The following is a 13,911-nucleotide window of genomic DNA, read 5'->3' as shown; positions in this document are numbered from 1 at the left end:
ATATCGCCATGACTGATTTTCGGATGACTGCGTTGACCAACACATGGGCGGTGCCCCTCGTTCTGGCACTCGCCCTCGGGCTTGGCGGCTGTGCGCACACGCCCGCGCCTGACGGCCCCAGTCAGGCCCTGCCTGCGGCGCAGTCTTCGTTCGGCCGCTCAATCATGGCCCAGGCCGCTCCCCATGAAGGCCGCTCCGGGTTTCGCCTGCTGCCCAACAGCACCGAAGCATTCATGGCCCGGGCCGAGCTGATTCGCAATGCGAAAACCAGCCTCGACCTGCAGTACTACATTGTCCACGACGGCCTGAGCACTCGGGCGCTGGTTGACGAACTGCTGAAAGCGGCCGATCGCGGCGTCCGTGTGCGCATCCTGCTCGACGACACCACCAGCGATGGACTGGATGAGGTCATCGCCACTCTCGCAGCACACCCGAACATTCAGATTCGTCTGTTCAATCCGCTCAACCTGGGCCGCAGCATGGGCGCCACGCGCAACCTGGGCCGGCTGTTCAATCTGTCCCAACAGCACCGGCGCATGCACAACAAACTGTGGCTGGCAGACAGCGCCGTCGCCATCGTGGGCGGGCGCAATCTGGGCGATGAATATTTCGACGCCGAACCCAACCTGAATTTCACCGACATCGACATGCTCAGCGTCGGGCCGGTCGCCGAACAGCTGGGCCACAGCTTCGATCAGTACTGGAACAGCACGCTGAGCAAGCCAATCGACGATTTTCTTTACTGGCCGCCTGACCGCAAGGATCTGGCCAAGGCGCGCACGCTGCTGGCCAAGTCGCTGGCGCAGGCCCACGTCGAGAAGAAGGCGCTTTATGAGAGGTTGATGGCCTACCGGACCCAGCCACGCATGAAAACCTGGCTCAACGAACTGATTTGGGCGCATAACCAGGCGTTGTGGGACGCTCCGACCAAAGTGCTGTCGCGGGGCGAACCGGACCCTCACCTGTTGCTGACAACCCAACTGAGCCCTGACTTGGCCAATGTGCACCAGGAACTGACGCTGATCTCGGCTTATTTTGTCCCCGGGCAGGAGGGCCTGGTGTACCTGACAGGGCTGTCAGACAAAGGCGTTTCTGTAAGCCTGCTGACCAATTCGCTGGAAGCCACCGATGTACCGGCAGTACATGGCGGCTATGCACCTTACCGTCGAGCGCTGCTGGAACATGGCGTGAAGCTGTTCGAACTGCGCCGCCAACCCGGCGACCCTAGCAACGCAGGTAGCGGACCGAAGTTTCTGCGCACGAGCTTGATCAACGGCGGGTCGGAGTCAAGTCTGCACAGCAAAGCGATGATCTTTGATCGCCAGAAAATGTTTGTAGGCTCATTCAACTTCGATCCGCGATCGGTGCTGTGGAACACGGAAGTCGGCGTGCTTGTGGACAGCCCTGAACTGACTGAATACCTGCGGGATCTGGCGCTTCAGGGTATGGCGCCGGCCATCAGCTATCAGGTCAAGCTGGAGAACGACCGGCTGGTGTGGGTGACCGAGGACAACGGCAAAATCCACACGCTGTCCAGGGAGCCTGGCGACTGGTGGCGGCGGATGAATGCCTGGTTCAGTAGCGCGGTAGGCTTGGAAAAGATGCTCTAAGCCACCGCCGCCTGCGGCCCGAACGCCTTGGGCCGCTGTGACAGGATCACCAATCCCAGCGCCCCTGCTGCCATGAGCAGGGGCAAAGCCTGACCGCTGATCCACTGGCTACCGGCGCCGGCCGCCAAAGGCCCTAGCAGACAACCAATGCCCCAGAGCTGCGAAACGTGAGCATTGGCGCGTACCAGAGCGTCATCACGGTAGCGCTCGCCGATCAGGATCAGCGACAGCGTAAACAGCCCGCCCGCACTGGCGCCGAACAGCACCCACAATGGCCAGATGGCAATCGTATCGACCCACAGCGGAATGGCCAGGCTGGTCGCTGTCAGCGCCAGCGCACACCCGGAAAACAGCCGACGACGCGACACCCTGTCGGCCAATGCCCCGATGGGCAACTGCAGAAGCGCATCCCCCACCACCACCGTGCTGACCATCGCCAGGGCCACTTCCGGCGTGAATCCCTGCTGCAGGCAATACACCGGCAGCAACGTCAGAATCATCGCTTCAAACCCGGCGAATAGGGCGATAGCCCATGCAATGGCCGGCAAGCTCCGACAGAAGCCGCCGAGATCGCGCAGCGTTACATGGCTGGATGCCACGGCCGGTGCGCCCGTTCTGCCAAGCAACAGAAGAGGCGACACAGCAAGCAAGGCGGCTCCCACCCAAAAGCCGTAGTCAGCCTCGGTTCCCATGAAGCCCAGCAGGATGGGCCCGCCCAGTTGGCTCAGGGCATAGGAACTGCCATACAGCGCGACCAGCTTGCCGCGCAGCCGCTCGATCACCAATTGGTTGATCCAGCTTTCGCCGAGCACGAACACGATGGTGAGGATCATCCCGAGCGCAAGGCGCAGAGCCAGCCAGGCCCAGTAGCTGGGCAGCAAGCCCAGCAACCCCACTGAAATCGATCCGCCCCACAGGCACAAGCGCATCAGGTTCGCGGTACCGAGCCTGAACGCGAGTCGGCTGGCAAGGCTGGCGCCCAGCAAAACGCCAATAGCGGGCATCGCCGCCATCACGCCGATGGGAAACGCGCCGTAACCCCACGCTTCCAGCCTCAACGACACCAGCGGCATGCTCACGCCCAGCGCCAGCCCCACGCTCAGCACTGAAGCCAGCACCGCGAAATAAGTACCCCAACGCATCACCACGCTCCTGTGGCTCAAAAGGATGAAACAAAACAGCCGGGCCCTTGAGGAAGGTCCGGCTGCTATGGTCTTTCAGTGACTGGAGGGTGAACGGGCGCGACCTGTTACAGCTTGATCCAGGTGGCCTTGAGCTCGGTGTATTTGTCGAACGCATGCAGCGACTTGTCACGGCCGTTGCCAGACTGCTTGAAGCCGCCAAACGGTGCGGTCATGTCGCCGCCATCGTATTGATTGACCCACACGCTGCCCGCGCGCAACGCCTTCGCCGTCAGATGTGCCTTGGACAGATCAGCCGTCCACACCGCCGCCGCAAGCCCGTAAGGTGTGTCGTTGGCAATCTGAATTGCTTCCTCGGCCGAATCGAAAGTCAGGACAGACAACACCGGCCCGAAGATCTCCTCTTGGGCGATCTTCATCGCGTTGGTCACGCCATCAAAAATGGTCGGCTCGACGTAGGTACCGCCGGTCTCTTGAAGGATGCGCTTGCCGCCGACCACCAGTTTGGCACCGTCCGAATGGCCGGCCTCGATGTACGAGAGCACAGTATTCATCTGCTGGGTATCCACCAATGCGCCCACTGTAGTCGCCGGATCAAGCGGATTGCCCGGCTTCCACGCTTTCAGCGCGTCGATCACCATGGGCAGGAATTTATCCTTGATGGATCGCTCGACAAGCAGGCGCGAACCGGCCGTACACACTTCGCCCTGGTTGAAAGCAATGGCGCTCGCTGCCGATTCGGCCGCTGCCTGGAGGTCCGGCGCATCGGCAAAAACGATGTTCGGGCTCTTGCCGCCGGCTTCCAGCCAAACGCGCTTCATGTTCGACTCGCCGGCGTAGATCAGCAATTGCTTGGCGATCTTCGTCGAACCGGTGAATACCGCCGTGTCGACATCCATATGCAGCGCCAGCGCCTTGCCTACGGTATGACCATAACCGGGCAGCACGTTTAGCACGCCTGCCGGGATACCGGCTTCGATGGCGAGTTGAGCCACGCGGATGGCAGTCAGTGGGGATTTTTCCGACGGCTTCAGGATCACCGAGTTGCCACTGGACAGCGCAGGACCCAGTTTCCAGGAAGCCATCAGCAACGGGAAATTCCACGGCACTATGGCGGCAACCACACCGATCGGTTCGCGGGTCACAAGCCCGAGTTGATCATGCGGAGTGGGCGCCACTTCGTCGTACAGCTTGTCGATGGCCTCGCCACTCCAGCTCAACGCCTGAGCGGAGCCGGGAATGTCAATGCCGTAGGAGTCACTGATGGGCTTGCCCATGTCGAGGGTTTCAAGCAGCGCCAACTCTTCAACGTTCTCGTTGATCAGTTCGGCCAGACGAAGCATGGCTGCCTTGCGCTTGGCCGGCGCGAGTCGCGACCAGACGCCGGAATTGAATGTGGCTCGCGCATTCTCGACAGCGCGCTGGGCATCGGCAGCGTCGCAGCTGGCAACATGAGCGAGGAAACGGCCATCGACCGGACTGATGCAGTCGAACGTCGAGCCGGAAGCGGCGTCTGTGTATTCACCATTGATGAATGCACGGCCTTCGATTTTCAAATCCTGGGCACGTTGCGCCCAGTCAGCATGAGTCAGGGTGGTCATGGAACGTCCTCCTCTTATGAGATGTGCGCGCCTCGGCGCTCGCGGGTCAGGCTTCAGGAGAGTGCATGAAGCGTCGTCGGATCAGCCAAGGGCATTCGCCACCCTAAACCAGCATTGGGCTAATTTCCAATATATTGGACACAAGCAGGCAGAATGCGGCCGAATCGTGCATTTTATTCAACAGCCGTTGGGGCCTGGTCAGTCACAGTTCTTACGATCAACAATCAAGCAGCGCCTTATTTCAGGAACCCGATATGAGCATCGAAAGCGTCGTTGATTTCAGTGAAGCCACCACCGCAGCGGAGCGCTTCAGGCCTGCTGCCGAGAAGATTCTCAAGGGCGAGCCCGACCAGACGGTTTACAACCACTACAACAGCCCGTGCGGCCAGCTGAATGCAGGTGTCTGGGAAGGGGAAGTCGGCCAGTGGAAGGTGAGCTACACCGAGCACGAATATTGCGAAATCGTCCAGGGCGTATCAGTCCTTCGCGATGAGGCCGGCAAGGCAAAGACTCTGCGCGCGGGTGACCGCTTCGTGATTCCGGCCGGGTTCAGCGGGACGTGGGAAGTGCTTGAGCCATGCCGCAAAATTTATGTGGTGTTCGAACAGAAAGCTTGAGCATCAAGGTATCGAGAGGTGAGCTGCCATTCTCTCACCCACAAAAAAGCCCGCATCGCTGCGGGCTTTTTTGTAAGAGACGAAAATCAATTACTTGATTTTGGCTTCTTTGTAGATCACGTGCTTACGAACAACCGGATCGAATTTTTTAATTTCGATTTTGTCCGGAGTCGTGCGCTTGTTCTTGTCGGTGGTGTAGAAGTGGCCGGTGTTAGCGGTCGACACCAAACGGATCAATTCACGCATGATTTTCTCCCTTAAACCTTAGCGCCAGCACGGCGGATTTCGGCCAGAACAACCGTGATACCACGCTTGTCGATGATGCGCATGCCTTTAGCAGATACGCGCAGACGTACGAAGCGTTTCTCTTCTTCAACCCAGAAGCGGTGATGCTGCAGGTTTGGCAGGAAACGACGACGGGTTTTGTTATTTGCGTGGGAAATGTTATTCCCGGTTACCGGACCCTTACCGGTAACTTGACAGACTCTCGACATGCCTCAGCCCTCTAAACCTCATGCCCAACCCGGCATGGGTTGGCCGCTTAATCTCTCAGTCATTTGGCGCCAGGCGCCGCGTTTCTTCAGGGGTCTTACCGGCCACACCTGCGGTGAAGGCAGCGGGCCCCTAGAAAAGAGCGCTGCTTTATACCAGAAAGCCCCCGATGCAACAACACAAACAACGATTTGCCTCCCAGAAAGACAAGGGCGGCGGCCCGCCGAGTGCAGAGGTGTAGGGCGCGAGGGGAAATATACCACTCGTCGCGCCGGGGCGATTGTTCTACTTCAATCGATGGTCTAGGGTTAGTCCCTCTCCAGACTGCACCGGCAGATGGGCTATCTCTGAAAGGAAAATCGCCATGCGCCTAGCCGTTTTACCCCTCTTGCTCGCTTCCCTGTCCACCCCGTTGCTGGCACAGGCGGCTAACACGCTGAGCGTCTGCACGGAAGCCAGCCCTGAAGGCTTTGACGTGGTGCAGTACAACTCGCTGACCACCACCAACGCCTCCGCCGACGTGCTGATGAACCGTCTGGTGGACTACGACGCCGCCTCGGCCAAGCTTGTCCCCAGCCTGGCGCAAAGCTGGAGCGTGTCGCCCGACGGGTTGACCTATGACTTCAAGCTGCAGCCGGGTGTCAAATTCCATCACACCGACTACTTCACCCCGACGCGCGAGCTCAATGCCGACGACGTCGTGTTCAGCTTTCAGCGCATGCTTGACCCGGCCAACCCCTGGAACAAGGTCGCTGCGCAGGGCTTTCCCCATGCGCAGTCGATGCAGTGGCCTTCGCTGATCAAAAAAGTCGAAGCAATCGACCCTGCCACGGTGCGCATCACCCTGGACCACCCGGACGCAACGTTTCTGGCGACGCTAAGCATGGGCTTCGCGTCTATTTATTCTGCGGAGTACACCGCTCAGCTCCTCAAAGCGGGCACGCCAGAGAAGCTAAACAGCCAGCCGATCGGTACTGGCCCCTTCGTTTTCAAGCGTTTCCAGAAAGACTCGGTTGTGCGCTATGACGCCAATCCCGATTACTTCGCCGGCAAACCTGCGGTGGATACGCTGATCTACGCGATTACCCCGGACGCCAACGTCCGCCTGCAACGCATCCGTCGTAATGAATGCCAAGTTGCCCTTTCACCAAAGCCGCTGGATGTTGCCGAAGCGGGCAAAGACTCGAATCTGAAGGTCGAAAAGACTGACGCGTTCATGACCGCTTTCCTGGCGATCAACAGCCAACACCCACCCTTGGACAAGCCAGAAGTACGTCAGGCAATCAACCTGGCATTCGATAAGGACACTTACCTCAAAGCCGTCTTTGAAGGTTCGGCGCGGCCGGCCAATGGTCCCTATCCGCCCAATACGTGGGGCTACGCCAGTGATTTGCCAGGTTACAAACATGACGTGGCTAAGGCCAAAGAGCTGCTGGCAAAGGCCGGTATGAAAGACGGCTTCAAAACCACGATCTGGACACGTCCGTCGGGCAGTCTGCTGAACCCCAATCCAAACGCTGGCGCACAACTGCTGCAGAACGATCTCGCGGCCGTAGGCATCAAGGCGGAGATCAAAGTGATTGAATGGGGTGAGCTGATTCGTCGCGCCAAAACTGGCGAGCACGACCTGTTGTTCATGGGCTGGGCGGGCGACAACGGTGATCCGGATAACTTCCTCACGCCGCAGTTTTCCTGCGCAGCGGTCAAGTCCGGTACTAACTTCGCGCGCTACTGCGACGAGGGCCTGGACAAGCTGATCTCCCAAGGCAAGGCCGTTACCGATCAGGCTCAGCGCATCAAGCTGTACCACCAGGCGCAGGAGCAGATCCAGAAGCAAGCCTTGTGGCTACCGCTGGCGCATCCAACGGCCTACGCGCTGACCCGAAAAAATGTCGAGGGTTATAGCGTCAGTCCGTTTGGTCGCCAGGATTTCGCCGAAGTGACGGTGAAGTAACGCACCGAGGATTCCCAAGACCTCCGAGGTCGCGTCAGGTCCCTCTGAATGCGCGCAATGCTTTCAGTGGGACCGGCTTCAGCCGGGAATAGGCCGGTTCCTAGAGCGTCAGCTCTATGGTTTAGCGGCTCACGCCCTCATGGCTGACGCTGGCCTCACAGTCGGAGAACGGCCAATACCACTGCATCGCCTTAGCCGGTCACAGGGGCGCTACATCAGCCCGTATTCCGCCATGGACAATGGATCGCCGTCGCCGATGATCAAGTGGTCCAGCACCACCACGTCCACCAGCGCCAGTGCCTGCTTCAGGTAGCGCGTCAGTTCGATATCAGCTTCGCTGGCGTCCTTAACGCCTGAGGGATGGTTGTGGCACAGAATCAACGCCGCCGAGTTGTGGGCCAGTGCGCGCTTGACCACCTGCCTTGCGTGAACATGGGCCATGTTGATCGAGCCGTGAAACAGCACTTCGAACGTCTGGACCCGGTTCTTGCTGTCCAGAAACAGACAACCAAAGACCTCATGGGGCTCATGCCGCAACAGCGCCTTCAGGTAGCGCCGCACCTGATCCGGATTCTGCAGTACCGACTCGCGCTTCAAATCCTCGCCCATGTTGCGCCGAGCCATTTCCATCACGGCCTGCAACTGGGCGAACTTTGCAGGCCCGAGCCCCAGTTCGCTGCTGAAGGCGGTCAGGTTGGCCTCGAGTAACGCCCTCAGGCTGCCAAACTGCTGCAGGAGATGCCGGGCCAGGTCCACGGCGCTTCGCCCCGAGACCCCCGTGCGCAAGAAAATCGCCAGCAACTCGGCGTCCGACAGGCTGGCTGCCCCCCGCTCCAACAGCTTTTCACGCGGACGCTCTGCCGCCGGCCAATCACGAATACTCATAGCAGCTCCCTGTGTGTGGCACCGCTGTTCCCGTGCGGTCGCTGTGCTATCTTAGCCGCTCTTTTTTGCGCGACAGTCAGGCCTGGGGAGGCGTAATGATTGCCGCGTGTTAACCGACCTTAAGGCAGGCCTATGCAGCGGCTGTATCGAAAACGCATCGTTCTCGGCGTCGGCGGTGGCATCGCGGCCTACAAGAGCGCCGAACTGGTCCGCCGATTGCGCGATCACGGCGCAGAAGTTCGGGTCGTCATGACCAGGGGCGGCGCGGAGTTCATTACCCCGCTCACCATGCAGGCCCTGTCCGGCCATCCTGTTCACCTGGATTTGCTCGACCCGGCTGCCGAAGCCGCCATGGGCCATATCGAGCTGGCCAAGTGGGCCGACATGATTCTTATCGCGCCGGGCACGGCGGATTTGATGGCGCGTCTGGCCCAAGGCATCGCCAACGATCTACTGACCACCGTGGTACTGGCGACGGACGCTATCGTTGCCGTCGCACCTGCAATGAATCAGGCCATGTGGCGAGACCCCTCCGTACAGGCCAACCTGCAGTTGCTCGAACAGCGCGGCCTGCGCATGTTCGGCCCGGCCAGTGGCAGCCAGGCCTGCGGCGACGTCGGTTATGGCCGAATGCTCGAACCCAATGATCTGGCGCAGTCTGCCGCCGATTGTTTCCAGCGTCTCACGCTGACCGGCAAGCACGTGCTGATTACTGCAGGTCCCACCCAGGAAAACATCGATCCGGTTCGCTACATCACCAACCACAGCTCCGGGAAAATGGGGTTTGCGCTGGCCGAAGCCGCGGCCGAAGCCGGCGCGCGGGTCACGCTGATCACCGGCCCCGTGAACTTGCAGACGCCAGACCGTGTAACGCGCGTTGACGTTGTCAGTGCCCGGGACATGCTCGCAGCCTGCGAAGACGCAATGCCTTGCGATCTCTTCATCGCCTCCGCCGCGGTTGCCGACTACCGCCCTGAAGTCGTCGCTACACAAAAATTGAAGAAAGACCCTACAACCGGCGATGGTCTTCTCCTGCAGATGGTCCGCAACCCGGACATCCTTGCCACTATCGCCCAGCGCCAGGATCGCCCGTTCAGCGTCGGTTTTGCGGCTGAGACCGAACACCTGCTCGATTACGCCGCACGCAAGCTCAAGGACAAGAACCTTGATCTGATCGTCGCCAATGACGTCGCCAATCCCAGCATCGGCTTCAACAGCGAAGAAAACGCCTGCAGCGTGATTGACCGAGCGTTGCAAGAGACGCTCTTCGCCCAGACCAGCAAAGCCAAGATCGCGCGGCAGCTGGTGACTTTTATTGCCGATCGAATGAACCAGGTTTAAACACGAATGCACGCCCTACAAGCCAAGATCCTCGACCCTCGCATCGGCAGCGATTTTCCGCTCCCCGCTTACGCCACCACAGGTTCGGCGGGGCTGGACCTGCGCGCCATGCTGAAAGAGGACACGCTGCTCGAACCCGGCCAGACCCTGTTGATTCCCACCGGGCTGTCGATTTACATCGCAGACCCCGGCCTGGCGGCGCTGATCCTGCCGCGCTCGGGCCTGGGCCACAAACACGGCATCGTGCTGGGCAACTTGGTGGGCCTGATCGATTCCGACTACCAGGGTGAGCTGATGGTCTCCTGCTGGAATCGCGGCCAGACCGCATTCAAGATTTCCATCGGCGAGCGTCTCGCTCAGTTGGTGCTGGTCCCGGTGGTGCAGGCGCATTTTGAAATCGTCGAAGAATTCGACGAAAGTCAGCGCGGTGCAGGCGGGTTCGGCCACTCTGGCAGCCACTGACCCTGTGACAAGCGCTCACTTTGGCTGATGCGTTGCCGGAGTCTGGACGCCTTGATGTGATGCACGAATGATAAGACCGCGTCAGGACGATCGAGCAGGGAGAGTCAGTTTGAAAGGCATCAAACGCACAGCCAAAGCGGACGCCGCTCCGCAACATACCGGGCCGGCCGACCACGACGCCAGTTTGAGTCTAGCCAGCCCCGGCCTTGTTCCGTCGCTTGTCGGCCTGCTTGCGGCGATGGTGCTGGTGTGGCTCGCGATCCAGAGCCAGCCGCAACAGCAGGCGCAATTGGTCGAGGCATGGGGGAGCGCCCAGGCCGGAGCGGTTAACAAGGCACTGCGCCAGATCAATGCGGACACCCAGGCAGCAGCAATGGATGGCGCGCTGAGCCAGGCGTTACTGAGCAACAATCCTGCGCTGATCGAAACCGCCCAGAGTCAACTTCGCTACCGAGATGGCGTGGCGGGTGCGCGGCTCAACCCGCTGGGGTTCAACGGGCTTGATCCGCAGGGCTCACTGCCCATCAGCTTCGCCACGCTGGACATGCTGGCCAAGGCCGGCAAAGGCGAGACGCCCGCCCCTGAAGCGCGCAATGTCGGCGATCACTGGCTGATCTACACCGCAGCGCCGTTGCGCACGGCGCCGGACGCACCCATCACCGGCACCTTGCTGCTGGCCTACAACCCCCAACGGCTGATCAATGCGTTGCCCGAGATCCCTGCCGACGTCGGCCAGGTCGCACTCGCCCAACAGTTCGGTAGCGCCACCCCACAGAGCTTCCTTACCCGCGGGCAGGACGACGGCGGCCATGCGCAGGAATTCCCCACCGGCTACGCCAACTGGAAGCTCACGTTTGCGGCCGGCCCCGCCCTCCACGGCACGACGCCCTGGCTGATGCTGCTTCTCGCGTTGCTGGTTGCTGCGGGAGCGATGCTGCTTGGGCTGTATCTCAACGAGAGTGCGTTCAAGCGTCGCATCGCCGCCGACGCCAGACAGCTTGAGCAATTGGTGCAAGAACTCTCGGGGGGCAAGGCCGTCAAAGCCTTCAGCCTGAGCCTACCGGCGCTGAACGGGCTGGCCCAGAGCCTGGCTAGGTTCTCGCTGCGCAATAATCCCACAAGCGCTGCGACGAGTGATCACGCGTCGTCCCCCGCCGGGTCTGCACCGCTTGGCGATACCGATACCTCTCCGCTCCTGCCCACCGTGTCGGAAGAAGAGCTGACCGACCCGCTGTTTCAAGACACCGATATTCTCGACATCGACTTGATTGATGAACACCAGGACTTCCTGAAGTCGGAGCCATCCCACCCCATGAGCAGCACCGCGTCCACTGCCCCGCCGTTTCCCGACACCATTTTTCGCGCCTATGACATCCGCGGCATCGTTGGCGATACGTTGAGCGCCGAGACGGCCTACTGGATTGGCCGTGCCGTTGGGGCGGAGAGTCTGGCGCAGGGCGAGGCGCATGTCTCAGTGGGTCGGGATGGTCGGCTATCGGGCCCTGAGCTGGTTTCGCACCTGATCAGAGGCCTGCACGACAGCGGCTGTCACGTCAGCGATATCGGACTGGTGCCAACCCCTGCCCTGTATTACGCCACCCACACGCTGGCCGGTAAAACGGGCGTCATGTTGACGGGCAGCCACAACCCGAAGGACTACAACGGCTTCAAGATCGTGATCGCCGGGGACACGTTGGCGAACGAGCAGATTCAGGCGCTCCACGAGCGCATCAAGGCCAACGACTTGCCCGCTGCGAAAGGCAGCATCGTCAAGGTCAATATCCTCGACCGTTACGCGGGCGCAATCCTTGGCGACGTCGTGCTTGCCCGGCGCATGAAGGTGGTGGTTGACTGCGGCAACGGCGCTGCGGGCGTTATCGCCCCGCAGTTGATCGAAGCACTGAACTGCGAAGTCATCCCGCTGTTTTGCGAAGTGGACGGCAACTTCCCGAACCATCATCCCGACCCTGGCAAGCTGGAGAACCTTCAGGACTTGATCGCCAAGGTCCTGGAAACCGGCGCGGACCTCGGTCTGGCCTTTGACGGCGATGCCGATCGCGTAGGCGTGGTTACCAACACCGGCAGTGTCATTTACCCCGATCGTCTGCTGATGCTGTTTGCTCGCGACGTGGTCAAGCGCAACCCCGGTGCCGACGTTATTTTCGACGTGAAATGCACGCGGCGCTTGATCCCGTTGATCCATGAATACGGTGGTCGTCCCGTGATGTGGAAAACCGGGCATTCGTTGATCAAGAAAAAGATGAAAGAAAGCGGCGCCCTGCTGGCAGGCGAGATGAGCGGGCACATCTTCTTCAAGGAACGCTGGTTTGGCTTTGACGACGGTATCTACAGCGCGGCGCGCCTGCTGGAAATCCTGAGTCAGGAGAAACTCAGCGCTGAAGAGCTTTTCCAGACCTTTCCAAACGATCTGTCCACACCCGAGATCAACATCAACGTCACCGAAACCCGCAAGTTCAGCATCATGCAAGCACTGGAGCGCGACGCACAGTGGGGCAATGCCAATCTGACCAGTATCGACGGTGTACGCGTCGATTATCCAAAAGGCTGGGGTCTGGTTCGCGCGTCCAACACCACGCCGGTGCTGGTACTACGCTTCGAAGCCGAGACCGAGCTTGAGCTACAACGGATCAAGGACGTCTTCCACACTCAGCTGAAAAACGTAGCACCGGATTTAGAACTTCCTTTTTGACCCAATTTTGAGTGGAGCCCAAATGACCCTTGAACATGATGCCGCAGCCAATGCCGCCAAGGTCCTCTCCGAAGCGTTGCCTTACATCCGCCGCTTTGTCGGCAAGACGCTTGTCATCAAATACGGTGGCAACGCCATGGAAAGTGAGGAGCTGAAAACCGGCTTCGCCCGCGACATCGTGCTGATGAAAGCAGTGGGCATCAACCCGGTCGTGGTTCACGGCGGCGGCCCTCAGATTGGCGATCTGCTCAAGCGGCTTTCCATTGAAAGCCACTTTGTCGACGGCATGCGCGTGACCGACTCGCAAACCATGGACGTGGTGGAAATGGTGCTGGGGGGCAAGGTCAACAAAGACATCGTCAACCTGATCAACCGCCATGGTGGCAGCGCAATCGGCCTGACCGGTAAAGACGCGCAACTGATTCGTGCGAAAAAAATGAACGTCACGCGTCAGACCCCGGACATGCTCAAACCGGAAATCATCGACATCGGCCACGTTGGCGAAGTCGTGGGTATCAATACCGACCTCCTGAACATGCTGGTTAAGGGCGATTTCATTCCGGTAATCGCCCCCATCGGTGTGGGCGCAGATGGTGAGTCCTACAACATCAATGCCGACCTGGTCGCAGGCAAAGTCGCTGAAGCATTGAAGGCAGAAAAACTGATGTTGCTCACCAACATCGCCGGCCTGATGGACAAGGAAGGCACGGTGCTGACAGGCCTGACCACCGAGCAGGTCAACGGACTGATCGCCGACGGCACTATCTACGGCGGGATGCTGCCCAAGATCCGCTGCGCACTGGAAGCGGTTCAGGGCGGCGTGACCACCTCGCATATCATCGACGGCCGCGTGCCGAACGCCGTGCTGCTGGAGATTTTCACCGATACCGGCGTCGGTACGCTGATCAGCAACCGCAAGCGTCATTGACTACAACAGTAAGCAGCCCCGCCGGCTCATTGCCTGGCGGGGCTTTTTTATGGCCGGCTTTAGCGGCACCACAGACGCATCAGACATATCCGACCTGTTCTATCGCTGCCTAATGACAGCCACCCGCACAGGATCTGAACACCGTAGGTCTCGCTCATTATTTGGGGAC

12 protein-coding genes are annotated in these 13,911 nt (G+C 60.1%); 7 read left to right on the top strand and 5 right to left on the bottom strand.

The window, feature by feature from the left end:
- The first annotated feature begins 32 nt into the window (after positions 1–32).
- Positions 33–1,610, top strand: coding sequence for a phospholipase D family protein (locus tag QRN48_RS01090; protein WP_285348479.1), 1,578 nt, complete (start codon positions 33–35; stop codon positions 1,608–1,610).
- Here QRN48_RS01090 and QRN48_RS01085 read toward each other — a convergent pair.
- Positions 1,607–2,752, bottom strand: a complete 1,146-nt coding sequence (locus tag QRN48_RS01085; RefSeq protein WP_285348429.1) for an MFS transporter — start codon at positions 2,750–2,752, stop codon at positions 1,607–1,609. The genes QRN48_RS01090 and QRN48_RS01085 overlap by 4 nt on opposite strands.
- A gap of 107 nt (positions 2,753–2,859) precedes the next feature.
- A complete protein-coding gene (locus QRN48_RS01080; RefSeq protein ID WP_285348428.1) occupies positions 2,860–4,353 on the bottom strand; it encodes an aldehyde dehydrogenase in 1,494 nt (497 codons plus the stop codon).
- Positions 4,354–4,607: 254 nt separating this feature from the next.
- Here QRN48_RS01080 and QRN48_RS01075 point away from each other — a divergent pair, with 254 nt between their 5' ends.
- On the top strand, positions 4,608–4,970 hold the full coding sequence (locus QRN48_RS01075; RefSeq protein WP_285348426.1) for a cupin domain-containing protein: 363 nt from the start codon (positions 4,608–4,610) through the stop codon (positions 4,968–4,970).
- 90 nt (positions 4,971–5,060) lie between these two features.
- Here the strand turns inward: QRN48_RS01075 and rpmG are convergent, their stop codons facing one another.
- Positions 5,061–5,216 carry a 50S ribosomal protein L33 gene (gene rpmG / locus QRN48_RS01070; RefSeq protein ID WP_010225867.1) on the bottom strand — a complete coding sequence of 52 codons (156 nt, stop codon included), beginning with the start codon at positions 5,214–5,216 and terminating at the stop codon, positions 5,061–5,063.
- Between the two features lie 11 nt (positions 5,217–5,227).
- Positions 5,228–5,464, bottom strand: a complete 237-nt coding sequence (rpmB, locus tag QRN48_RS01065; protein ID WP_037016669.1) for a 50S ribosomal protein L28 — start codon at positions 5,462–5,464, stop codon at positions 5,228–5,230.
- Positions 5,465–5,826: 362 nt separating this feature from the next.
- Between rpmB and QRN48_RS01060 the strand changes: the two genes are divergently transcribed.
- The gene (locus tag QRN48_RS01060) at positions 5,827–7,416 is read left to right on the top strand and encodes an ABC transporter substrate-binding protein (RefSeq protein WP_285348421.1); all 1,590 of its coding nucleotides are present in this window, start codon (positions 5,827–5,829) and stop codon (positions 7,414–7,416) included.
- A 210-nt stretch (positions 7,417–7,626) separates the two neighbouring features.
- Here QRN48_RS01060 and radC read toward each other — a convergent pair whose 3' ends face one another.
- Positions 7,627–8,301, bottom strand: a complete 675-nt coding sequence (radC, locus tag QRN48_RS01055; protein WP_285348419.1) for a RadC family protein — start codon at positions 8,299–8,301, stop codon at positions 7,627–7,629.
- Between the two features lie 132 nt (positions 8,302–8,433).
- Between radC and coaBC the strand changes: the two genes are divergently transcribed.
- From coaBC to argB, 4 genes are all read left to right on the top strand, one after another.
- Positions 8,434–9,642, top strand: a complete 1,209-nt coding sequence (coaBC, locus tag QRN48_RS01050) for a bifunctional phosphopantothenoylcysteine decarboxylase/phosphopantothenate--cysteine ligase CoaBC (RefSeq protein WP_191944158.1) — start codon at positions 8,434–8,436, stop codon at positions 9,640–9,642.
- A 6-nt stretch (positions 9,643–9,648) separates the two neighbouring features.
- Positions 9,649–10,104, top strand: a complete 456-nt coding sequence (gene dut, locus QRN48_RS01045; RefSeq protein ID WP_037016677.1) for a dUTP diphosphatase — start codon at positions 9,649–9,651, stop codon at positions 10,102–10,104.
- A gap of 109 nt (positions 10,105–10,213) precedes the next feature.
- Positions 10,214–12,814: a phosphomannomutase/phosphoglucomutase gene (locus QRN48_RS25200; protein ID WP_502944558.1), complete on the top strand. Its 2,601-nt coding sequence runs from the start codon at positions 10,214–10,216 to the stop codon at positions 12,812–12,814.
- A 22-nt stretch (positions 12,815–12,836) separates the two neighbouring features.
- Complete coding sequence (gene argB / locus QRN48_RS01035; RefSeq protein WP_037016681.1) at positions 12,837–13,742, top strand: acetylglutamate kinase; 906 nt, start codon at positions 12,837–12,839, stop codon at positions 13,740–13,742.
- Positions 13,743–13,911 lie beyond the last annotated feature (169 nt).

It is taken from the genome of Pseudomonas sp. ME-P-057 (assembly GCF_030208975.1).
GTDB lineage: Bacteria > Pseudomonadota > Gammaproteobacteria > Pseudomonadales > Pseudomonadaceae > Aquipseudomonas > Aquipseudomonas lutea.
This window is presented reverse-complemented; position numbering and strand designations above follow the sequence as displayed.

What these genes read in the sequence shown, in the direction of transcription:
- QRN48_RS01085 (WP_285348429.1), bottom strand. Translation starts at nt 2,752, where the DNA reads ATGCGTTGGGGTACTTATTTCGCGGTGCTGGCTTCAGTGCTGAGCGTG.
- QRN48_RS01080 (WP_285348428.1), bottom strand. Translation starts at nt 4,353, where the DNA reads ATGACCACCCTGACTCATGCTGACTGGGCGCAACGTGCCCAGGATTTG.
- QRN48_RS01075 (WP_285348426.1), top strand. Translation starts at nt 4,608, where the DNA reads ATGAGCATCGAAAGCGTCGTTGATTTCAGTGAAGCCACCACCGCAGCG.
- rpmG (WP_010225867.1), bottom strand. Translation starts at nt 5,216, where the DNA reads ATGCGTGAATTGATCCGTTTGGTGTCGACCGCTAACACCGGCCACTTC.
- rpmB (WP_037016669.1), bottom strand. Translation starts at nt 5,464, where the DNA reads ATGTCGAGAGTCTGTCAAGTTACCGGTAAGGGTCCGGTAACCGGGAAT.
- QRN48_RS01060 (WP_285348421.1), top strand. Translation starts at nt 5,827, where the DNA reads ATGCGCCTAGCCGTTTTACCCCTCTTGCTCGCTTCCCTGTCCACCCCG.
- radC (WP_285348419.1), bottom strand. Translation starts at nt 8,301, where the DNA reads ATGAGTATTCGTGATTGGCCGGCGGCAGAGCGTCCGCGTGAAAAGCTG.
- coaBC (WP_191944158.1), top strand. Translation starts at nt 8,434, where the DNA reads ATGCAGCGGCTGTATCGAAAACGCATCGTTCTCGGCGTCGGCGGTGGC.
- dut (WP_037016677.1), top strand. Translation starts at nt 9,649, where the DNA reads ATGCACGCCCTACAAGCCAAGATCCTCGACCCTCGCATCGGCAGCGAT.
- argB (WP_037016681.1), top strand. Translation starts at nt 12,837, where the DNA reads ATGACCCTTGAACATGATGCCGCAGCCAATGCCGCCAAGGTCCTCTCC.